Here is a 22,734-nt window from a genome sequence, read left to right on the forward strand (position 1 = left end):
CCATGCAATATATCATCGCACTCATTATTACGCTTTTTCTCTGCCATTCAGCCTTTGCGAACACCGCAATTAAAGCAACCGCGTTAATTGATGTCATCAACGGCGAAATCGTCAACAACCCACTGGTGATTATTCGAGAAGGTAAGATTGTTGCGGTGGGTAACCACAAGAAAGATCCTATCCCCACGGATGTCGGCGTAGTTGATCTTAGTGGACATACCTTAATACCGGGTTTGATGGATATGCATGTGCACTTAACCAGTGACGCTGCTTTGCATGGCTATAAACGTTTAGCCGTCTCTACGCCACGAGCCACTATTACTGGGGTCAAACACGCTGAACAAACCCTGCTTGCAGGTTTTACCACTGTGCGCAATGTCGGCGCTCCGGGCTATGCCGATATTGCACTGCGTGATGCGATTCAAGACGGCGATATCATTGGGCCGCGCATGTTTGTGGCTGGCCCTTCGATTGGTGTAACTGGTGGGCATTGTGATAACAATTTGTTGCCAGCCGAATACGCGGTTAAGGGGCAAGGTGTCGCTGATGGTCCATGGGCGGTGCGTGAAAAAGTCAGAGAGAACATTAAATATGGCGCTAACGTGATTAAGTTTTGTGCCACCGGCGGAGTGTTGTCAAAAGGCACTAAGGTTGGCGTACAGCAATATAGCTTGGCCGAAATGCAAGCCCTTGTAGAAGAAGCGCATATGCGCGGGCTAACAGTTGCTACGCATGCCCACGGAACAGAAGGGATCAAGACAGCCATAAAGGCCGGGGTTGACTCGGTAGAACACGTCAGTTTGTTGGACGATGAAGGTATTGAATTGGCGATAAAGCATGGTACTTATTTTTCTATGGACATCTACGTTACCGAGTACATCCTTGGTGAAGGTGCCAAGGCCGGCATACTCGAAGAAAGCTTAGCCAAAGAACGAATTGTTGGGAAACGTCAACGCGACAACTTTAAAAAAGCCGTTAATGCTGGCGTGAACATGGTGTTTGGTTCAGACGCAGGCGTCTACCCTCACGGTGACAATGGAAAACAGTTTAAGCGCATGGTCGACTTCGGCATGACACCCCTGCAAGCCATTCAAGCCGCCACCATCAATTCTGCCACCCTGCTTAAGCAACAAGACAGTCTGGGTAGCATATCTGTTGGCAAGTATGCGGATGTCATCGCGGTGGCGGGTAATCCATTGGACAACATTGGCTTGCTGGAAAATGTGCCATTCGTTATGAAAGATGGCGTAGTGGTAAAAGGTAAGTAAACCCATTGAATTTATATTTATAAATATAAAATAAGATTAAATTTATATAGATTTATATTTGCCAGTCTTTATAATTGGTGACAACGAAAACCAGAAGAGAGCGTGATGAGTTTTATCAATCAGCTGCATACGCGAAATTTACGCGGCGATGTTTTAGGTGGAGTAACAGCAGCCATTGTATCACTGCCTCTGGCGCTGACTTTTGGTGTAGCGTCGGGCGCTGGTGCAGAAGCTGGTTTATATGGTGCTATCCTGGTTGGTCTATTTGCCGCATTATTTGGGGGCACATCGACCCTCATTTCAGAGCCAACAGGTCCTATGACGGTAGTGATGGCCGCCGTGGTAACTACATTGATTGCCGACAATCCCGACAACGGTTTGGCAATGGCCTTTACCGTCGTGATGATGGCTGGTTTATTTCAAATTGCCTTTGGCCTATTAAAACTAGGGAAATACATTACTTTGATGCCCTACAGCGTTATCTCCGGATTTATGTCTGGGATAGGCTGTATCCTTATCATCATTCAATTTGCTCCTCTGATAGGCCAATCTGCACCCGCAGGTGGTGTTAGCGGCACCTTGCTAAATCTGCCAAGTCTTTTAGCCAATATTCACTGGGGCGAATTGTCATTAGCGGTTATCACCTTAGCCATTTTATTCCTCACACCACAGCGCTGGCGTAAATTTGTTCCGCCACAGCTCTATGCATTAGTCATAGTTTCACTCATTTCGGTGATATTTTTTGATTACGATGGGATTCAGCGGATTGGTGAGATTAATGCCAGCCTCCCCTCTTTAGTGCTTCCTACGTTCACTGCTGAACAATTTCAAACCATGCTCGTCGATGCGATGGTTTTGGGTATGTTGGGATGTATCGATTCGATGCTCACGTCAGTGATCGCTGATAACCTGACACGTACCGAACACAAGTCTGATAAAGAGTTGATTGGTCAAGGCTTGGGTAACATTATGTCTGGTTTGTTTGGCGGTTTGCCTGGTGCAGGTGCCACCATGGGTACGGTCGTCAACATTCAAAGCGGAGCAAAAACGCCCCTGTCAGGTGTGACTCGTGTGGGTGTTTTGGTCGTTGCAATCTTTGGAGCGGCGTCACTTATCGGCAATATTCCTCTCGCTGTACTAGCTGGTATCGCGGTTAAAGTGGGGGTTGATATCCTTGACTGGAGCTTTATCAAACGAGCGCATCGGGTGTCTTTCCATTCTACCTTGATCATGTACGCGGTCATGCTCTTAACTGTCTTTGTCGATCTGATTATTGCGGTCGGTATTGGCGTGTTCATTGCCAATGTGATTACCATTGAAAAGTTAAGTGCCAGCCAATCGAAAAACATTCGAGCCATCAGTGATATGGATGACAAACTGCCACTCACCCGCGAACAAAAACGCTTGTTAAACTTAGGTGATGGAAGGATTTTATTCTTTTACCTCAGTGGCGCGATGATTTTCGGCGTATCAAAAGCATTGGCTCGCGAACGCGCGAGTATTCCTGATCACGATGTCATTATTATTGATCTAAGTGACGTGTCGATGCTCGATGACACCATCTCGCTGTCGATTGAAAACGTGGTACAGGAAGCAAAAGAGCTGGATAAAGCTGTCTATGTAGTGATGAAAACGCGTAAAGCAGAAGAAAAGCTGAAACGTTTGGGTTTAGAAGATCTGCTCGGTGAGGATGCTTTTACCAACGATCGTACCATTGCTTTAGAAAAAGCGATTCAGGATCTTAATCGCTAGTTTTCTCGTGATATTGGCTGACCAGTTGGTCACATCTCTCACAGGTGCGTCCCGGAGTCAGCCAAAGCAATGACATCTTATTTGGGTGGATCGATTTTGTTGTTAATAGAGGCGTTCACGCGATACCAACCTGCGACAGAGTGGCGATCGCGTAGCGCTGGTAATACCTCATGGGGAAATTCCTCACTAAGAAATACTACAACAGTACCGAACAAAGGAACGACTTTAGTACCTGTGTGGTCATTATCGTCACCATAAAGTACCAATTCCCCCCCATCTTCATTACCCCAACCAGGATTCAAATACACGACGACACTCAACACTCGATTCATTTCACCGCGAAAAGCATCATAGTGCCGCTTGTAGTAATGACCGGGGGCATAGTGGGCAAAATGACTTTCAAAGGAAAAAAGCCCTAAGAACAAGCGTCGATTAAGATACCGCTGTAGACCAGACGCCCAATTGAGCCAGCGCTGTCCCGCCTCTGACTCACCGGTGATCCAACAGATTTCGTCCGTTCGCACAAAGTCGTTTTTAGTGTACTCGTCGCGACGCCCAATACCCGCATCAGTGTATTCTTGCTGACTTAAGGATTGTTGGCACTCTAACAGAGCATCTCCAATCTCAAGTGGTAAAGCGCCAGGTCGAATACTATAGCCTTGTTGCTCAATATCAGTCGCTATCGCAGCAAAAAGATCGTCGTGCGTGGTATTGCCACCAAGGTGTGCATGTAAGTCAAAAATCGCTGACACAGTATTCTCATAAACAGCAAAATAAACTACCCGGTAAAATTACCGAGAGAAAGAATCTGCTGTATATCAGAAAATCGCCAAAAAGCACGTTTTTTTACCTGAATTACCCTCCATTTATCCTGCGCCACTTCAATTGAAGCGTTATTAAGATCAATTTGTATTGATCTTGTTAACAAAATAACGAATCATTAACAACTGGTGGTCAGACGTCATACCACCAAACCCTACATAATTAGAACAAAGGTATACCAATGAGAAAGCTATTTATTCTGTTAGTCATGACGCTTACGCTGGTTGTCGCAGCACCAACCAGCATGGCTGGCACCTATGCAAAAACGAAATATCCGATTGTTTTAGTCCATGGCTTGTTCGGCTTTGATGACATTCTGTGGGCTGATTATTTCTACAAAGTTCCCAACAAACTAGCTGCAAACGGTGCCCGGGTATTTGTTGCAACTGTTTCACCCGCGAATTCAACGGAAATCCGTGGTGAACAATTATTAGCTTACGTGGAGGCGGTATTGGCCTACACAGGCGCGGAAAAAGTCAATCTAATTGGCCATAGTCACGGCGGCCCTACAATTCGCTACGTTGCCAGTGTAGCACCACAATATGTGGCTTCAGCTAGCTCTGTTGCAGGCGTGAATTGGGGGTCAAACGTTGCTGACATTGTACGCAATAAAATTCCTAGTGGTTCGGGCCTAGAGTCTGTAGCCGGTACTGTTGCCAATGCATTTACTAACTTTTTGGAATTAGTTTCTGGTAGCAATCCTGGAAATTTACCGACAGATACCATCGCTGCGCTAGAGGCCTTAACCACCGAGCGCACTTTACAATTTAATCAACGCTATCCGGAGGGAATGCCTTCGGCATATTGCGCCAACGACGGTGACTTATTGGCAGAGAATGGCGTTTATTACTTCTCATGGAGCGGTGCATCCACATACACCAATGTATTTGATATTGCTGACCCGGTTTTGGCAATCCTTGGTCTCGCTTTCAATGAACCCAGCGATGGATTGGTGTCTTCCTGTAGTTCTCATTTAGGCTACGTGTTAAAAGATAACTATCGTATGAATCATCTGGATGAAGTAAACCAAACACTAGGCATTCATCACTTATTTGAGACAGATCCAGTAAGCGTTTTCTTACGCCACGGCAACCGTCTCAAACAGATGGGACTGTAAACATTATGCGTTTCCGGTTGATTGTTAGCGCAGCGAGCTTAGTGCTCGTTGCGCTAGTTATCGTGAAAGTAAGGACGCCTGAAACTGTCGCCATTAATAGCTTAACAGTTGCAAACGAGCGCGTTACTCCACCTCACAAAACAGACGTCGCTGTGTTACCGGGTTTGCAAGTAACTGAAGGCCAACCATTCAAACTGAGTAGTGAACTAAAAGATGTTTATGATGGTTTGTTGTTAAATGCGAATGCTACCACCAAGATAATATTATTAGACCACGCTAAGCAGTACTGCGACCGACAAAACTTGACTATCGCCGCCTGCTCTGAATTTTTGGCTTTATTTTCTCGTTATATTGATTACAAAGCTGAACTATTTAACGTTGAGCAGTCCAGTGTAAATTACTCGGCGGTCTATACTGAAGTCGCACAGCGCTTGCAGCAAGTTGTTGACTTGCAATATCAACACTTTTCCGCACATGAAGTCGAGGTATTATTCGGTCAAGACAACGCTATTGATGCGCAAGCGTTGCAACGTTTACAGATTGCTGCAGATCCAACGTTGAACAGAGAACAGAAAACCGGGTTGATTGAACAGCACTTCGCAACCTTACCTTCGCAGCAAAAGCAAGCCTTTGAACCCACGTTAGCAGTTCAGTCATTGCAAGCTTTAGAATCAGAGAGTGGATCTAATGAGCACCGCCTTGCATTAGTACAAGCTGAGTTTGGCGATGAAGTTGCTAACCGTGTAGCCACTCAGTGGGAGCAAAGAGGCAACTTTACCCAAAGAGTTAAATCTCTATATGGAGCATACTCAACGATTGCGGAGAATGAACAATTAAAATGGTTATCGCAGCATTTTCCTGAGAATGAAGCCAAGCGTGCTCGCGTACTGCTAAACGCCATGACGGTTAATCAATAAACCATTCCGCGCGCGCTGAGTCGCTATAAATGCTGCTGGATTCTCGAGTTTATTAATAAGGCTTTGCGGGGGTAAGCAATCATCATCTACAAACTGCAAAAGTTCGGGACAAGGATGGCAAAATAGAATATCCAGTGCCATCCGGTTCATTCCATACAGTCCACGGTGGATCAAATTACCATTAAATATCAGCAAATCACCTCGACCGAGTGGAAGAGCCTGAGCATCAGGTAATGGCTCATAATTGCAATGCCCCTTCTGCTGCAAACGCACCGCTAATTCGTGTGGCGTATCCCAGCGTCGATGAGTGCCTGGAACCAGCTCAATACCCGGTTCAGCAAAGAGCGGAATACGCAGGTGATACACCTCAGGTCCCTGCAAACTCCCTTGTTGCTGCTCTAGGTTCAAATGATACTGTCCATCTCTATGCCAATAGTTGGGTTGGTCTGCATTCACTGGATTGAAAAATAATTGAGTATTCATAAAGGCATAACCCTGCGACATTATTTGCTGTGCTATGCGGTTAACCTTTTCACTGCCAATAAACTGAAAAAGAATCAAGCGTTCTGACTCGTTCAGATATTTTGCCGCTGTTAAATGCGCAGAGTTTATTGCTCGCTGGTGATAAAACGCCTGATTATCTTGGATCCATGCCTGATGAAAACGTTCGACTATATTGGTTAAGACATTGAGCTCGCTAGCATCAAAATAATTACGCTGCACGTGAAAGCCTAATTTCTCGATGTTTTGCTGGAGCGCTTCTGATGCTATTTCATTCATCTACGTTAGTTCACATATTGTTATTAATTAGATAACCAATCATGCAAAACTAAACCCCGTGGGATATGCATGGATCCCATCGAAATCCCCCTTCGTCAGCGCAATACCTTCTGCCCTAGCAATGGCATACACCATGGAAAAGTGGAAATAAAAATTAGGTAAGGCAAATAAATTCAAGTATTCCATCGCTGGCATCTCAATGGTCGCTGAACCAGCGGAGTCTTTGATCAACACATTAGTGTTTGAGATATTGCCTGCATGGGACTCAATATAGTGTATCGTTTCGGCCACCTGCAATTGCATATCGGTAAAGGTTCGCGCCTGATTATCAAACGACACTACAGCTGTATTAAGGAGCGGACACAAGGCCCGCAACGGGAAATTCGCCGTGATTTGGATCTGATTACGTAGTGGCAACATGCTTGGGTGGAGACGTGCTGACAATAGGCTATCAGGCTCTGGTGTTGCTCTTTCAATCTTGTTTATTAAAACCTGTAAGTTGCGTAAATAACGCAAGAAACAGTCAAAGGTAGTAGTCAATATGCGCGTACCATTTTCTAACCCAATTGCGAATACTTTACCGAGTAAGCTATAGGCATACCAGCGACAATTTAGGCTGCATAAATAAAACTCAGACCTTGTACCTCTAGACAAACGAGAGACTACACGCTACATGGGCTTCCTTGCTAAGGGGAGACTGCAGGATCCAAAAAAATCTAGCCATTAGATCAGTTTTATAGTTGAGCATAATACATAGTATTAGCGATGGGTGAATGAGCACCCATTAAAACTTAAAAGGATTTATTATGAATACTAACAACACAACGATTGAAGAAATTGATAACACAGCGATTGAAGCCGTTTCGGGTGCTGGCTCGGGTGGAATTATCGGCGGTTGGGCGTTCGGACTTGGCATGAATGCCTTGGGTTATGCCGCGAATAACGGAGGATTTGCCCTTATGGAGCAGCATAATATGGCGTTGGATAAAAACCGTCTTTAACTATGGAAGAATGGTGGTGCAAACCGCCGTGTAAACTCAATGAAAAAAAGCCTTACTATAACTTTACTAACACTAAGCATTTTTGCTGCATTTTTTATGCACTTGTTCGTTCAAGAGACAAACACTTTGCGCAACGAATATACTGCATTTTTGGTGGCTTTAATTCCCTTTTTTTACTGCATAGCCTTACTGTTTGTCACATTAATAATGGCAAAGTCACGTGACCTAAAATCTAAAATTATGCTGTGGATGAGCGTTTGTATCGGCATGCTATTATTTCAAACACAACAATGGCTGGTTAACGCGCAAGAACCGATCCTGAGTTATGCTGCGATTGTCTGTGCCAGTATAATTGGTGTTGGGGTTATTCGCAGGGATCATTCTTTGCACTCAGGTAAAGGCAACAAGCCTGCTTTATAAGCTCGAATTGCTAATAACTTTGAATGCAGTGCGCTAGAGTGCAACACAATGTGCAGAGCATAAAAAAGCCCGATAGCGCATACGCATATCGGACTTTCAATAGAGCTGCTGTTATCTAGTAGCCTAAAAATATACATCAAGCTAGGCAAACATTTTGTGCTTTTGCCTAGTATGCAAAGCTAATTAAATGTATTCCACTTCCACTATTTCAAACTCTACAGTTCCCGCCGGAGTTTGGATATTCGCTACATCGTCGACCATTTTCCCGATCAAACCGCGGGCAATAGGTGAATTCACTGAAATCAAGTTTTTCTTAATATTTGCTTCATCATCACCCACGATACGATAGGTTGTCTCTTCGTCTGTCTGACAATTCAGAATAGTCACAGTCGCACCGAATATGACTTTTCCGGTGTTTTCCATTTTGGTGACATCGATAATTTGTGCATTAGAGAGCTTACCTTCAATATCCTGAATACGCCCTTCACAAAAGCTTTGCTGCTCCCGCGCGGCGTGATATTCGGCATTTTCTTTTAAGTCGCCATGCTCACGTGCTTCAGCAATTGCTTCGATGATTTTCGGCCGACGTACGGTCTTCAATTCATGCAGTTCATCACGTAATTTTTGTGCACCCTCTGCGGTCATTGGGTATTGGCTCATTGCTTCTCTCTCTTTATTCTTCTCATAAAAAAGTGCGCTTAAAAAAGCGCACTTCCACGACCAGTAGAATACTCTGATTTTACTACGTTGTCACTCTTCTACGAGCGATGTTTTACCCGTTCATGCAGTTCTTGCACCGACGCCACTTTAGTGCGGTCATCAAAGTCCTTCGCGCGGATAGTAGCGAATGCCGCATTCAACGTGGTGGTATAGGTTGTCTTGCTTGCAAGTGCCTCACGACGAATATACACCGAGTCATTAATAGCTTGACGCCCCTCGGTGGTGTTAACCACATAGGTATATGTCTTGTTCTTAATGGCATCGACAATGTTAGGGCGACCCTCTGATAACTTGTTCACTACAGTACTCATGATACCAGCGTCATATAAGGTTGTAGCTGTACCACGTGTGGCCTCTATAGCAAAACCTTTATCCACTAACTCTTTGGCCAGTTCAATGACTTTCTGTTTGTCATGCTCGCGTACTGAAAGCAAGGCTTTACCATTTTGTGGCACAGGTGAACCGGCTCCAAGATTGGCCTTAGCATAAGCTTCTTCAAAAGAATCACCAACTCCCATGACTTCACCGGTAGAGCGCATTTCAGGCCCTAGCAATGGGTCTACACCGCGGAACTTGGCAAACGGTAGGACCACTTCTTTCACTGAGTAAAATGGTGGGATCACTTCTTCGGTAAAGCCTTGTGCTTGTAACGATTGACCCGCCATCACTCGCGCGGCGATCTTAGCTAAAGGAACGCCTGTAGCCTTAGACACAAACGGTACAGTGCGTGCCGCACGCGGATTGACTTCAATCAAGTACACTTCACCATCTTTGACCGCAAATTGCGTGTTCATCAAGCCAACAACATTGAGTTCCAATGCCATGGCGCGCACTTGCTCACGCATGACATCTTGAATGGTCTTAGGCAAAGAATAAGGAGGTAAAGAACATGCCGAATCACCTGAGTGAACGCCGGCTTGCTCGATGTGTTCCATGATCCCACCGATGACCACTGTTTCACCGTCTGATACTGCGTCGATATCAACCTCGATGGCATCGTCCAAGAAGCGGTCCAGCAGTACTGGCGAGTCATTCGAGACTTTTACCGCTTCGTTCAAATAACGTCTCAGATCTTTAAGGTCATACACGATTTCCATCGCACGACCGCCCAATACATAACTCGGACGCACCACCAACGGAAAGCCAATTTCTTCAGCTTTAACCAGTGCTTCTTCCATATTACTAACGGTCGCGTTCGCTGGCTGTTTTAAGCCCAACTTATTAACCATTTGCTGGAAACGTTCACGATCTTCAGCGCGATCGATGGCGTCGGGACTGGTGCCGATAATTGGAACGCCATTTTCTTCTAACGCACGGGCTAATTTTAACGGCGTTTGACCACCGTATTGCACAATCACCCCTTTGGGCTGTTCAACCCGGACAATTTCGAGCACATCCTCGAGTGTAACCGGCTCAAAATACAAACGATCAGAGGTATCATAATCAGTGGAAACAGTCTCAGGGTTACAATTAACCATAATCGTTTCATAACCATCTTCACGCATCGATAATGCTGCATGCACACAGCAGTAATCAAACTCGATACCCTGTCCGATGCGGTTCGGGCCTCCACCCAACACCATGATTTTGTCTTTATCACTGGGTTGTGATTCACACTCTTCATCGTAGGTCGAATACATGTAGGCTGTGCTGGTCGAAAACTCTGCTGCACAGGTATCCACTCGCTTATACACGGGGAAGATATCGAATTTAGCACGAATATCGCGAATGTCGCTCTCCGCAACATTGGTTAGCTCTGCCAAACGTGAGTCAGCAAATCCCTTGCGCTTTAACTTGCGCATTAAATCTGCGTCCATGGCTGATATACCAATACGCTCAACCAGTGCTTCTAGTTGCACTAGTTCTTCAATTTGCACCAAGTACCAGCGATCAATGTTAGTTAACTCGAAGACTTCATCGATACTCATACCCATGCGAAACGCGTCAGCGATATACCAAATTCGTTCAGCACCCGGCTCACGCAACTCGTATACAATTTTGGTACGTGCATCTGGGTCTTCTAAATCCAATATAGGAGTGAGTCCATTGGCACCCACTTCCAATCCTCGCAACGCTTTCTGCAAAGACTCTTGTTGATTCCGACCAATCGCCATCACCTCACCCACAGACTTCATTTGCGTGGTTAAGCGGTCATTTGCACCGGCAAATTTTTCAAAGTTAAAACGTGGGATTTTAGTCACAACATAATCAATCGCCGGTTCAAACGAAGCCGGTGTAGCGCCGCCAGTGATATCGTTAGCAAGTTCATCCAAGGTGAAACCGACAGCAAGCTTGGCTGCTACTTTAGCGATTGGGAAACCGGTCGCCTTAGATGCCAGGGCCGAAGAACGAGAAACCCGTGGATTCATTTCAATAATAACCATACGCCCAGTATTAGGATCAATACCAAACTGTACGTTTGAACCACCCGTTTCTACGCCGATTTCACGCAGTACTGCCATCGCAGCATTACGCATAATCTGAAATTCTTTATCCGTTAAGGTTTGTGCTGGCGCTACGGTGATTGAATCACCAGTATGCACGCCCATAGGATCGAAATTTTCAATGGTACACACGATAATACAGTTATCGTTTTTGTCGCGTACCACTTCCATTTCATATTCTTTCCAGCCAATTAATGATTCATCAATCAAGAGTTCACTGGTGGGTGATAGGTCCAAACCACGCGCACAGATCTCATTAAATTCATCAATGTTGTACGCGATCCCACCACCGGTGCCGCCCATAGTAAATGAAGGACGAATAATGCAAGGAAAGCCGATCCGCGTCAGTACATCATGGGCTTGCTCCATCGTATGCGCGATTTCAGCGCGTGGACATTCCAGACCAATGGATTTCATTGCCTTGTCGAATTGTTCGCGGTCTTCTGCCTTATCGATTGCTTCAGCAGAAGCACCAATCAATTCTATGTTGAACTCTTCAAGCACACCGTGCTTGTTCAAATCAAGTGCGCAGTTAAGTGCCGTTTGCCCACCCATGGTAGGTAATACCGCATCAGGACGCTCTTTTTCGATGATCTTGCGCACAACTTCCCAATGAATAGGCTCAATGTAGGTTGCATCAGCCATCTCGGGATCAGTCATGATTGTAGCAGGGTTTGAGTTCACCAAGATAACTCGATACCCCTCTTCACGCAGGGCTTTACAAGCCTGCGCACCTGAATAATCAAACTCACAGGCCTGACCGATAACTATCGGGCCAGCGCCGATGATAAGAATACTTTTTATGTCGGTACGTTTTGGCATGCGTTATTTGTCCTGACGATGTTGATTAGACATTAATTCAATAAAGTGATCGAACAAGGGAGCAGCATCTTGTGGACCTGGGCTTGCTTCAGGATGCCCCTGAAAACTAAAGGCAGGTTTTGTTTTATGCTCTATCCCTTGTAGAGAACCATCAAATAGCGACACATGAGTGACTTCAAGACAGTCTGGTAAATTCGCTTCATCGACTGCAAAACCATGGTTTTGGCTGGTGATCATCACCACACCGCGGCGTAAATCCTTAACTGGATGGTTTGCGCCATGATGACCAAATTTCATTTTTACCGTCTTTGCACCGCATGCTAGGCCCAACAGTTGGTGCCCCAAACAAATACCAAATACAGGTACCGATTTGTCCAAGAAGACTTTAATCGCAGCTATTGCATAATCGCAAGGCTCAGGGTCTCCCGGTCCGTTAGATAGGAATACGCCATCGGGATTAAGCGCCAATACCTCTTCTGCAGATGTCGTGGCGGGCACTAAAGTCACTTTGCACCCCCGTTCCACCAACATTCGTAAAATGTTATGTTTAGCCCCAAAATCGTAGGCTACTACATGATAATTGGTAACCTCTGGCGTCGGCTTGTAACCCACGCCCAATTCCCATGTATTACCCGTCCAAGCTTGTTGTTCTTTGATCGTAACAACTTTGGCTAAATCCATCCCTTTAAGACCGGGAAAGGCTTTAGCCTCGGCTAGCGCTTGTTTTTCATCCAGATTACTACCCGCGATAATACAGCCATTCTGTGCACCCTTATCGCGTAGGATCCGCGTTAAACGACGTGTATCGATATCGGCAATGGCCACAATATTGTGTTGTTTAAGGTAATCGGAGAGAGAAAGGGTACTGCGGAAGTTACTGGAAAGAAGTGGGAGGTCACGAATGATAAGGCCTTTGGCACTAACGTTGTCTGATTCAACGTCTTCTTCATTGGTTCCGGTATTTCCGATATGGGGATACGTTAAAGTGACGATTTGTTCGGTATAAGATGGATCAGTTAGTATTTCTTGATAACCCGTCATAGACGTATTAAATACCACTTCACCTACCGTGAGCCCGTCAGCTCCGATGGCAGTGCCTTTGAAAACGGAACCGTCTTCAAGCACTAGCAGGGCAGAATTAGCCAAGTCAACCTCCAAGCATAAGTTAACTCATGCACCGGGCCAGCTAAACCCGATACGTGACAGTTCATAAGTAACGAATCCGTTACTTACTAAGGGTCTTTGCAGCTAATCAAAACACGTTTTATGGCGCAAAACGCAGATTTTTGGCAAATTCCGCTGAGTATATAGCAAGCACCTGGACAGATCTAGGTTAATCGAGATAATTATTAAAAATAAGCGTTTATTAAAAACTTTTTAACAAAACCCCCAAAACCAGCGGTTATTTAATCCCTAATACGTCTTCTAAGTCATACAAACCTGGTGTTTTTCCTACCACCCATTTTGCCGCCCTTACGGCCCCTAAGGCAAAGGTTTGACGACTACTGGCTCTATGAGTAATTTCCAGACGTTCGCCATTATCAGCAAATAATACCGTGTGCTCACCAATGATGTCTCCACCGCGAATGGTTGAAAAGCCGATGGTCTTCTGATCACGCTCACCAGTATCGCCCTCACGGCCGTATATTGCGTGTTGCTCCAGGTCAATTTGTAATTCATCGGCAATTGCTTCACCAATTGCTTTGGCTGTACCCGATGGCGCATCGCGTTTATGCCGATGATGTGCTTCTATAATCTCAATATCCGCAGTATCTCCTAACGCACTAGCTGCCATTCGACTCAGTTTAGTCATTAACGTTACACCAACGCTGTAATTTGCGGCGAAAACCACGGGTATTTGTTGCGCCGCGGCGACTAAGGCTGCGGATTGTTGAGATAGTAAACCGGTGGTACCAACTACCACTGGCTTATTGGCTTCAACACATTGCTGTAAATGTCCCTGCAAAGCATCTGGAAGAGTGAAATCGATAACTACGTCAACATCCTCAGACAATGCTTCGTTGATGGTGGTGTAATGCAGCGAAGATTGCGCAATAGGTTGTTGATAATAGGTTGAATTTGCACGCACACATGCAGCGCTCAGCCGCACTTGCTGATCCTCGTTCACGACATCAAGCAAGGCTTTGCCCATCCTGCCATTCGCACCTAAAATTGCAATATTCATTACGCTTCCTTCTGTTTTTCTTTATTGTGCCTAAAAAAACACTATTTTACAGTATTGTTTACGTTCAAATTATGAATTACTGATATAGTCACTCTATCTTGAATGTAACCGCTAATGACCATCGCATGATGTCCGGAACGCCAACTCAATCAGCTAACTATACAACTTTATCTGAGCTACCTAGACAGGCATTAAATCCAGCTTATGCGTTAGCTCGCTTGGGACTGCGCGTGGTAAGTTTACTCACCCTGTTACTTGCCTTAGTCATTGTTTTTAATCAAACATGGTTTCGCATTCCCAGCATTTTATCCGAGCACCCTCTACTTTGGTTTAATCTGACTGCTTCAATCGGTGTGCTCATCATTAGTCTTGGCTGGCTTGCTGACAAGCGCAAATATTACGCAGTGTGTGAGCATGATATTCACTTTTCAACTGGGCTTTGGGTTAGCCGAGTTATTTCTCAACCTATTGGGCGGGTGCAACACGTGGAAGTCACCCAAGGACCGCTTGAGCGCTGGCTAGACCTCGCTAGATTGCATATTTACTCCGCAGGCAGCGGCTGGCAAAGCTTTACCGTACCCGGTTTACCAAGCGACACTGCACATCAGTTGCGCACCCAAATTTCACAACAGGCTGATCAAATCAGTAGTGCTGAAGTGCAAGGTAATCAGTAAAATGCTAATGCAATGGCAGCGCGTACACCCTGTGGCATTGTTATATTTTACTGAACAAGCCTTACGAATTGGCGTGAGTAATTTAGTATTTTTGATCCCACTGGCCATAGCACTACGTTCAACCTTTGCTGAAAACCCGACGCGAGTATTGCTGCTGCTTGGCATGATTGTGACTGTAGGCATTGGGATAATTATTGCTAATTATTTGGCCTTCCGATTTCGAGTCCATGAGCAACATGTAGAGATCCACAAGGGCCTGCTCAAACGGGTAAAACTCAACCTACCCTTCGATAAAATTCAAGATGTTCGCTTAAGCCAACCCATCTATTACCGTTTGCATGATATGCGTGTAGTTACTCTGGATACCGCAGGCTCTGGCAAAGATGAGGGTGTCATTGTGGCAATGGCAAAAGAACAGGCAGATAAGCTAAGTGATTGGATAACCGCGTATTCTGGCAACTCTACGGACGCCGCTTCCGATCCAAAAGAGAATACTCTCGACACTAATAGGCAGCTTTTAGAACGCCACATTTCTGATCTAATTATTCATGGCATGAGCAATAATCGAGTGTGGATCTTTTTAGGCTTGTTATCCCCGTTTATTGATGATGCGGTGAAGTACATGGATAGCTCAATGACCACCATTGATTTGCGCTCCCTATACGCGATCAATGAACACGGCCTGCTATTAGTAAGTCTGACCGTAGCATTAACCGGCATGTTGCTTTTGGTTATCGTCACCCTACTTTCTGTTGCTGGCGCAATTATCAACTTTTATGGCTTCAGGCTTTCCTTACGGGCACAGCGCTTGCAACAGCAGAGTGGCCTTTTCACGCGCCGGCAAGTGAGCCTGAATTTGTTGCGTATTCAACATATAGAGTACCGTCAAACTTGGCTCGATGGACTGTTTGGCCGCGTAAACCTAACCTACAAACAATTGGCTCGTCCGGTTGCCATGCCAGGCGACGAAAAACAGTCGCTGCTGGTACCTTCCATTACGCCGGCTCAGGCCGAGGACTTAGGCCAACTCGCGTTTAACCATACACCACCAAAGAATATTTCTTTTCAGCCTATTAGCCGCCGCTTTATGCTCAAACACTCACTCGTTTTCACTGGCCTTTCAGCACTGCTTGCACTAGGTATCAATCTAGAGGTTAATTTTAAGCTGCCATTTGTCGCGCTTTTATTAGTCCCAATAATCTTGCAAGGATTGGTTATCCTGCGTTGGTATCGCTGGGGCTTTGCCTTTGACGATAAGCAGCTTTATGTGCGCTCTGGACTTTTCGGTCATACCATTGTTGTTGCCCCTTGGCATAAAATGCAATACACGCAACTTAATGTCAGTTGGCTGCAACAACGCCATCAACTTGCCACCGCCCAGCTTGGCTTCGCCTCAGCGCCAATTACCATTCCGATGCTAAAACAGTCTGACGCTATTCTTTTACTTGAAAAGGCCTTAAAGGCGGCTGCAAACCCGAACCAACGGTGGATGTAATTGGCTGTGATTGGTTTGTGCTTGCAGCTATCAACATAAACTGACACATTTACGTTTAACCACAAGATTTTACCGCCTGCATTGCCTCAGCGGTTTCTTGAGATTTCCCACAACTGTTTATGGAGGATTGCTGCCATGGGATTGCGCCAACTGGTGATGTTCGTTATCGGATTAATGTTTATTTATTCAGCTTCAGCTCAAGCGAATATTACTACTAGTTTCAATTTTAAAGGTCCTTCGCCTTGGCCGGAGATCCGTAAGCAGCGGATCCAACAGCTTCTACCGAACGCTTTAAAGACAGCAAATGTGGACGCGTGGTTAGTCGTGTGCAGAGAAAATAATAACGACCCTCTCGCCGACCATATTGGCTGTGAAAACGCCGGGCAAACCGCTGTTTTTCTTTTTTACTTGAATGGCGACAAATTTCATTCCATCGCCTTTTCACCGGTCGGGGAAGCTACTGCACTTGCCGATTTACAGTTACTCGATCAAGTGCAACCGATCGCGCGCAGTGGTTCAGCCGTTGCAACTGCGGTTGAGTTCATCCATCAGCAAGATTTTCAACGAATTGCAATCAATACATCAGCGAAAAACGCTCAAGCCGACGGCTTAAGTCACAGCCAATATTTAGCACTCACTCAGGCACTCAAACCCAAATTTATCGATCGTCTGATGTCTTCCGACGAACTTGTTTATCAGTGGCTTTCGATAAAACTTCCTGCCGAAGTTGCGATTATGCGGCAAGCTGCTGCACTCACCGCGCAGTGGCAATTCGAAGCGTATGCGACCATTATACCCGGTAAAACCACCGATGCTGACGTAGCTGCCTTTCTGAAGCAAAAAATGCGTGATGCCGGAGTGACTGATGCGTGGGCGCCGGATCAAAATCCGAATGTGAATTCAGGGAGCGATCGTGGTCATTCGCACGCAACAAACAAAATTATTCAAGCGGGCGATGTCATCCAAACTGACTTCGGTATTCGTGTATTCGATCGTTGGGTCACTGATATTCAGCGCTTCGCATATGTCCTAAAAGAGGGTGAAAAAACATTACCAGAAGACATCGCTTACTATTGGCGAAGCGCAAAGCAGGGTCGCGATGCTGCATTTGCAGCCATGCGTCCAGGCGTCAAGGGAATCGACGTTGATGCAGCCCAACGAGAGGTGATGGAGGCAAACGGATCACTTTCTGTCATGTGGAGTACCGGCCATCCTGTCGGCTATGTAGCACATGATACAGGCCCTAATTTGGGCGGCTCCAAAGCTGTCAGTGTGCGACCAGCGGCACAACGCGAATTACGTGCTGGAATGACGTTTGCGTTTGACGGTTTTCATAGTTGGCATTTAGCCAATGGTAAAACCAAAACCATCTCAGTTGAAGAAATGGTAGTGGTAACTCCAGTTGGGGCCGAATATTTGATCGCGCCGCAAACCGACTTGATTGTGATCAAATAAAGGAGCTTTGAGAATGCCAGAGCGTGTTACTTTAACCATTGAAGGTCCACTCGCCTATGTTAAATTGAACCGTCCTGATAAACATAACGCATTAGATATGGACATGTTCTTTGCCATCGATACAACCATTGACCGTATTCACAAAAACCAATCGATTCGTGCTGTTGTTGTTAGCGGCGAAGGGGCCAGCTTTTGTTCTGGACTGGATATAAAATCGGTATTATCCAGTGGTCAAAATGCGCTGCGGCTACTGTGGAAATGGTTACCCGGAAACGCCAATTTGGCACAACGTGTGAGTATCGGTTGGCGGCGCTTAGATATACCTGTGATCATGGCCTTACATGGCAAATGTTGGGGTGGCGGTATGCAAATCGCACTTGGCGGCGATTTTCGTATCGCGTCTTCGGATTGCACATTAGCCATCATGGAAAGTCGCTGGGGTTTAATCCCTGATATGGGCGGCACGCCCGCGCTGCGCGAATGCGTTGGATTGGATCAAGCCATGCGCTTGACCATGACGAGTGACACCATAAGTGCACATGAGGCACTACATATTGGCCTAATTACCCAGGTTCATGAGCAACCGCTTGATGCCGCAACTACGTTAGCCAATGCGTTGGTTAATCGCTCGCCAGATACCAATAAAACAGTGAAACGCCTGTACCAAAAAATTTGGAATGGACGGGAGCGACGTATTCTGGCCCAAGAAACCTTTAATCAGATCCGGATTATTTTAGGTAAAAACCAACGTATCGCTGTGCAACGTGAAATGCACGGCAAGGATATTCCATTTAAAAAATAGAATATGCGCCTTGATAAAGACTTAAATTTGACGACTTACGGGATTTCAAATGCCGGGTGAAACTAACCTACAAAAAATGTTGCAGACGATACGGCCTACTTTGACGCATGAACATTATGTTTTCGTTACTATTGAGAACGGCAAGTATGGTGATTATGCAGAGCTTGAACCTAAAGCCATGTTTATGGAAGATGAAGGCATGACGTTGGTGATCAGTAAACTGCAAGCCATTAGGCACCATCTCGCCTACGCATCTGTGTTTCGTTGCATAACGCTTAAAGTTCACTCTAGCTTAGATGCAGTGGGACTGACGGCTGCTATCGCGCAGCAGTTAGCAAAATACGAGATAAGTGCGAACGTAATAGCCGGATACTTCCATGACCATATCTTTGTACATGCTAATAACGCAGAAAAAGCGCAGCAGGCACTATTAGAATTGCAAGGCTAATTGAATAAGGCCGGCATTCAATGTTCAAACACCTTGGCGTTTGGCTGATGCATCCGTAGACTTAAATGGCTTAAGCAATAAATGAAGAGAAATAAATGAAAGCACAATTAATATGGGATCTTCCTACCCGACTCTTCCACGGTTTATTGATTATTGGTATTGCGTTCCAATGGGCATCGGCTGAATGGTTTGATAACGCTATCATCTGGCATGTTCGGATAGGTTATGCTTTACTCGGCTTAATTTTGTTCCGGTTGGTATGGGGAGTGGTGGGTACTCGCTATGCTAAGTTCAATCAACTCAGGCTCTCTCCTACCCAGGGACTGACGTATAGTAAAACATTGTTGCACCGAGATTCTCCCACATTTCCCGGACACAACCCTATCGGTAGCTGGGCTGTTATTTGTATGCTTTTACTCATTGCGCTGCAGGCCATTAGCGGACTTTTTGTTAGTGACGATATATTCACCGAAGGCCCCTATCGTAGCGTGGCGAGTAGCGAATGGCTCGCCGTGATGGAGTTTATTCATTTCCAGCTGTTTGATTTACTCTTGATCTTTATTGCTCTGCACATTATCGCGGCACTCGGTTACCAGTTTTATAAGCGCCAAGCGATTATTACAGCAATGGTGAATGGTAAGAAATATCTCAAAGAAGACGTTGGCATTGTTTCTTCGAAACTGCTTCGAGCTTTTTTAGTTGCCATCGTAGTAGCTGCAATTGTGTACTTCGTCATCGAGGTTTTACCACCTGAACCTGAATTTTATTACTGAGTTTATATAGAGCAAATGGACTATCAGCAGACATTTCCAAGCATGTAAGGGTTTCATATCTACCCAAATTGATCTATATCTATTAAATGAGGTTAGTCTGCCTGTATCTTTTGCTTATGCTGGAATGGGCTACGTAGCCCCCACAATAGAGTATGCGAGCTGATGGCGCTACAAAAAGCAGTTAGTGAATCTTACATATTATCAACACTTCGAACTGGGGTTGTTATTCATGCGCCCGACAGCAGTGTTATGTACTGCAATCCACGCGCATCGGAATTATTGGGATTAACAGAAGATCAAATGTGGGGGCGTACTGCGCTTGATCCCACATGGCATTTTGTAGATGAATTTGGTGATGCTTTGCCCGTCGAGCAATATCCAATATCGCAGGCACTGAAAACCTTAAAAAATGTGGACAATATGACTGTTGGGATCATTAGTCCACTGAACAAGGAATGCATTTGGGTCCTTGTAAACGCAGTCCCGATGTTTGATAACGCCAATAATCTGAGTCACGTGAGTATTAACTTTCATGACATCTCACCACAAAAAGCGATCGAACAACAACTGCAGGAGCAAACCTCACGCTATCAAGCCATCTTACACAATGCCAGTGATGCGATCACGATTCTGGATAGCCATGGAGTAACCCAAGAATGCAGTGATTCCTGGTGCGATATGTTAGGTATTAATCGCCAACAAGCGATCGGCATGCCGGTTAGTGCATGGGACAAAAAATACTCTTCAGCTGAAATAGCGAACATTATTGCAGACATACAAAAAAATGGTGAGCGTGTTCAATTTGAAACACAGCACTGTAACGCCAACGGGCAAGAATATCCTGTAGAGGTCAGTGCCTTTCCACTAGAGATTAGTGGCCAACCAATGCTGTTTTGTAGCACACGTGACATCACTGAACGGGTAAAGGCAGAGCAAGAGCGGGCGACACGCCAACAAGCGTTAGAACAAGAAGTAACTGCACGCACAAAAGAACTGGAACTTGCCAAAACTCAAGCAGAATCAGCAAGTAAAGCTAAAACTGCATTTTTAGCGAATATTACCCATGAAATCCGCACACCGCTAAATATCATCATCGGAATGGCTCATTTCCTGCGCGAGGATGGCCTCTCTGGGGCGCAACAAACTCGCATTGATACTATTGAAACAGCGAGTCGACATTTGCTTGAAATCCTCAATCTGGTGCTTGATATCTCCAAAATTGAGACCGGTAAATTTGATATCGCCCACGAGCCTATCAACCTGCAGGAAGTATTTGATGATATTTATCGGTTAATGTCCGTTTCAGCAAACGAGAAAGGATTGAGTTTTATCACCGATTTGGGTGAGTTGCCTACGGACGTAAAAGGTGACGCAATTCGCCTTAAACAGGCAATCTTAAACCTAACAAGTAACGCCATAAAATTTACTGACTCGGGCACAATAACGTTGCGTGTTCGTGTAGTCGCGGATACTCAATCTAGCGTTAATATTCGTATAGAAGTTGAAGATACTGGCATAGGGTTCAAACCCGAAGTGCTGCCGCGCCTGTTTAATGAATTTGAACAAGCCGACAACTCACTAACTCGTCAATATCAAGGTACCGGACTAGGTTTGTCGATTACCAAGCGTATCGCCCACTTAATGGGCGGCGATGTTGGGGCAACCTCTACTGTGGGAAAGGGCAGTACTTTTTGGTTTGATATAAGCCTCGACAAAACCGCATCAGTTCAGTACGAAGTTTTGGAACACGCATTCGACCCTAAAGAGCAATTGCTCGCGTTAGATAGCAAACATGTCTTGATTGTAGATGATGAAGATATGAACGCTGAACTGCTTGCAGAATTTTTGACCCTCGTTGATATTGATAGCAGCACTGCAAGTAACGGAGTGGAAGCCATAGAGTACGTCCAAAACCAGCACGTCGACCTTATATTAATGGATGTTCAAATGCCCCGTATGGATGGCCTAGAGGCGACTCGCCGCATACGTGAATTACCGTTAGGCACCTCCGTGCCGATAGTAGCACTCACAGGTAATGCGTTTGAGGAAAACAAACGCACATGCTTGGCAGCAGGAATGAATGGCTTCGTGACCAAACCCCTGCATTTGGACACCTTTTACACCACGGTGTTTCATTGGCTGACGCATTCGATAGAGTAATGTCAGCAATTCCAAAAACTCTAGGAACTGCTGATAACAATTACAGGTGAACCTGCTATCCGAAATTAATCAGCTTTGTAGCTATCGTGACAACCTTTACAGGTAGCGCCTACACCACCAATGGCTTTGCGATAAGCTCCCTCATCACCACTAGCAACGGCCGTTTGCAAGGCTTGTGCTGCACTCACCATCTCAGCTGATTTAGCGTTAAAGTCGTCCATGTTGTCCCAAATTTTTGGCAACGCACCGGTATCAAGCTCAAAAGCAGTTGTATTCAGAGCAAAGTAATCTGGCATCATCATGCCTAACTGTTCTAATCGAACAGCATTGGTTTGCATCACTTCGGTATCAAAGGGAATTTGACCTTTGGCCATACCGCCGAGTGGCCGCATATTACTGCGAACTAGTTGCAATAGTGCTTGACGAAACTTAACTGCATTTGCCGCTTGACGTTCATTAGCTGCCATTTCCGCAGAAACTGTTGAACTCACCGTGAATGAGAGTGCGGCGATTAAACCTGAGAGTATTAGTGCCGAACGTTTTTTCATCGTTTTTCCTTAACTGATTAGTAATTATTGCGAAAGATTACAGGGGTATAAGCTTTTACTCAACTTTCTTCGATTTGGGTTAACGCTAACGATAAATTACCCTATACAACTGGTCGAAGTTTCATTGATGC

At 45.4% G+C, this 22,734-nt stretch carries 21 protein-coding genes; 13 read left to right on the forward strand and 8 right to left on the reverse strand.

All coding sequences use genetic code 11. The features are described from left to right. The first annotated feature begins 2 nt into the window (after window positions 1-2). Both CSH92_RS14475 and CSH92_RS14480 read left to right on the forward strand, forming a co-directional pair. A complete protein-coding gene (locus CSH92_RS14475; RefSeq protein WP_100658359.1) occupies window positions 3-1,268 on the forward strand; it encodes a Xaa-Pro dipeptidase in 1,266 nt (421 codons plus the stop codon). A 105-nt stretch (window positions 1,269-1,373) separates the two neighbouring features. Next, window positions 1,374-3,020 (forward strand): SulP family inorganic anion transporter, encoded by a 1,647-nt coding sequence (locus CSH92_RS14480; RefSeq protein ID WP_100658360.1) that lies wholly within the window; start codon window positions 1,374-1,376, stop codon window positions 3,018-3,020. A gap of 77 nt (window positions 3,021-3,097) precedes the next feature. Here CSH92_RS14480 and CSH92_RS14485 read toward each other — a convergent pair whose 3' ends face one another. Then, entirely contained in the window at window positions 3,098-3,772 is a 675-nt protein-coding gene (locus tag CSH92_RS14485; protein ID WP_100658361.1) for a 2OG-Fe(II) oxygenase, read from the reverse strand. A gap of 251 nt (window positions 3,773-4,023) precedes the next feature. On the opposite strand from CSH92_RS14485, the gene CSH92_RS14490 reads away from it, so the two are divergent. Continuing rightward, a complete protein-coding gene (locus CSH92_RS14490) occupies window positions 4,024-4,959 on the forward strand; it encodes a lipase family alpha/beta hydrolase (RefSeq protein ID WP_100658362.1) in 936 nt (311 codons plus the stop codon). A 5-nt stretch (window positions 4,960-4,964) separates the two neighbouring features. Further along, the gene (locus tag CSH92_RS14495) at window positions 4,965-5,876 is read left to right on the forward strand and encodes a lipase chaperone family protein (RefSeq protein WP_100658363.1); all 912 of its coding nucleotides are present in this window, start codon (window positions 4,965-4,967) and stop codon (window positions 5,874-5,876) included. Here CSH92_RS14495 and CSH92_RS14500 read toward each other — a convergent pair. Together CSH92_RS14500 and CSH92_RS14505 are read right to left on the reverse strand one after the other, a co-directional pair. Further along, window positions 5,850-6,656: a phytanoyl-CoA dioxygenase family protein gene (locus CSH92_RS14500; protein WP_100658364.1), complete on the reverse strand. Its 807-nt coding sequence runs from the start codon at window positions 6,654-6,656 to the stop codon at window positions 5,850-5,852. The two genes, CSH92_RS14495 and CSH92_RS14500, sit on opposite strands and share 27 nt — an antisense overlap. A gap of 39 nt (window positions 6,657-6,695) precedes the next feature. Next, the gene (locus CSH92_RS14505; protein ID WP_100658365.1) at window positions 6,696-7,310 is read right to left on the reverse strand and encodes a DUF1993 domain-containing protein; all 615 of its coding nucleotides are present in this window, start codon (window positions 7,308-7,310) and stop codon (window positions 6,696-6,698) included. 152 nt (window positions 7,311-7,462) lie between these two features. On the opposite strand from CSH92_RS14505, the gene CSH92_RS14510 reads away from it, so the two are divergent. Further along, window positions 7,463-7,657: a hypothetical protein gene (locus CSH92_RS14510; protein ID WP_100658366.1), complete on the forward strand. Its 195-nt coding sequence runs from the start codon at window positions 7,463-7,465 to the stop codon at window positions 7,655-7,657. Between the two features lie 267 nt (window positions 7,658-7,924). After that, window positions 7,925-8,077, forward strand: a complete 153-nt coding sequence (locus tag CSH92_RS17065; protein WP_164084759.1) for a hypothetical protein — start codon at window positions 7,925-7,927, stop codon at window positions 8,075-8,077. A 183-nt stretch (window positions 8,078-8,260) separates the two neighbouring features. On the opposite strand, the gene greA is transcribed toward CSH92_RS17065, so the two are convergent. From greA to dapB, 4 genes are all read right to left on the reverse strand, one after another. Beyond that, window positions 8,261-8,737: a transcription elongation factor GreA gene (gene greA, locus CSH92_RS14520; RefSeq protein ID WP_100658368.1), complete on the reverse strand. Its 477-nt coding sequence runs from the start codon at window positions 8,735-8,737 to the stop codon at window positions 8,261-8,263. Between the two features lie 98 nt (window positions 8,738-8,835). Further along, complete coding sequence (gene carB, locus CSH92_RS14525) at window positions 8,836-12,063, reverse strand: carbamoyl-phosphate synthase large subunit (RefSeq protein ID WP_100658369.1); 3,228 nt, start codon at window positions 12,061-12,063, stop codon at window positions 8,836-8,838. 3 nt (window positions 12,064-12,066) lie between these two features. Next, window positions 12,067-13,209 carry a glutamine-hydrolyzing carbamoyl-phosphate synthase small subunit gene (carA, locus tag CSH92_RS14530; protein WP_100658460.1) on the reverse strand — a complete coding sequence of 381 codons (1,143 nt, stop codon included), beginning with the start codon at window positions 13,207-13,209 and terminating at the stop codon, window positions 12,067-12,069. Window positions 13,210-13,465: 256 nt separating this feature from the next. Further along, window positions 13,466-14,248, reverse strand: a complete 783-nt coding sequence (gene dapB, locus CSH92_RS14535; RefSeq protein ID WP_100658370.1) for a 4-hydroxy-tetrahydrodipicolinate reductase — start codon at window positions 14,246-14,248, stop codon at window positions 13,466-13,468. Between the two features lie 125 nt (window positions 14,249-14,373). Here dapB and CSH92_RS14540 point away from each other — a divergent pair, with 125 nt between their 5' ends. The 7 genes from CSH92_RS14540 to CSH92_RS14570 all read left to right on the forward strand — a co-directional run bounded on the left by CSH92_RS14540 (window position 14,374) and on the right by CSH92_RS14570 (window position 22,055). Beyond that, a complete protein-coding gene (locus CSH92_RS14540; protein ID WP_100658371.1) occupies window positions 14,374-14,922 on the forward strand; it encodes a PH domain-containing protein in 549 nt (182 codons plus the stop codon). A gap of 1 nt (window position 14,923) precedes the next feature. Further along, window positions 14,924-16,417 (forward strand): PH domain-containing protein, encoded by a 1,494-nt coding sequence (locus CSH92_RS14545; protein WP_100658372.1) that lies wholly within the window; start codon window positions 14,924-14,926, stop codon window positions 16,415-16,417. Window positions 16,418-16,552: 135 nt separating this feature from the next. Continuing rightward, entirely contained in the window at window positions 16,553-17,872 is a 1,320-nt protein-coding gene (locus CSH92_RS14550; protein ID WP_100658373.1) for a M24 family metallopeptidase, read from the forward strand. 13 nt (window positions 17,873-17,885) lie between these two features. Then, a complete protein-coding gene (locus CSH92_RS14555) occupies window positions 17,886-18,674 on the forward strand; it encodes a crotonase/enoyl-CoA hydratase family protein (RefSeq protein WP_100658374.1) in 789 nt (262 codons plus the stop codon). A 49-nt stretch (window positions 18,675-18,723) separates the two neighbouring features. Then, window positions 18,724-19,122: an ACT domain-containing protein gene (locus CSH92_RS14560; RefSeq protein WP_100658375.1), complete on the forward strand. Its 399-nt coding sequence runs from the start codon at window positions 18,724-18,726 to the stop codon at window positions 19,120-19,122. A 95-nt stretch (window positions 19,123-19,217) separates the two neighbouring features. Beyond that, complete coding sequence (locus CSH92_RS14565) at window positions 19,218-19,895, forward strand: cytochrome b/b6 domain-containing protein (protein ID WP_100658376.1); 678 nt, start codon at window positions 19,218-19,220, stop codon at window positions 19,893-19,895. 162 nt (window positions 19,896-20,057) lie between these two features. Then, complete coding sequence (locus CSH92_RS14570; protein ID WP_100658377.1) at window positions 20,058-22,055, forward strand: PAS domain-containing hybrid sensor histidine kinase/response regulator; 1,998 nt, start codon at window positions 20,058-20,060, stop codon at window positions 22,053-22,055. A 65-nt stretch (window positions 22,056-22,120) separates the two neighbouring features. Here the strand turns inward: CSH92_RS14570 and CSH92_RS14575 are convergent, their stop codons facing one another. Continuing rightward, window positions 22,121-22,603, reverse strand: a complete 483-nt coding sequence (locus CSH92_RS14575; RefSeq protein WP_100658378.1) for a c-type cytochrome — start codon at window positions 22,601-22,603, stop codon at window positions 22,121-22,123. Window positions 22,604-22,734: the final 131 nt, after the last annotated feature.

It is taken from the genome of Neoalteromonas flava, assembly GCF_002807685.1.
GTDB classification, from domain to species: domain Bacteria; phylum Pseudomonadota; class Gammaproteobacteria; order Enterobacterales; family Alteromonadaceae; genus Alteromonas_E; species Alteromonas_E flava.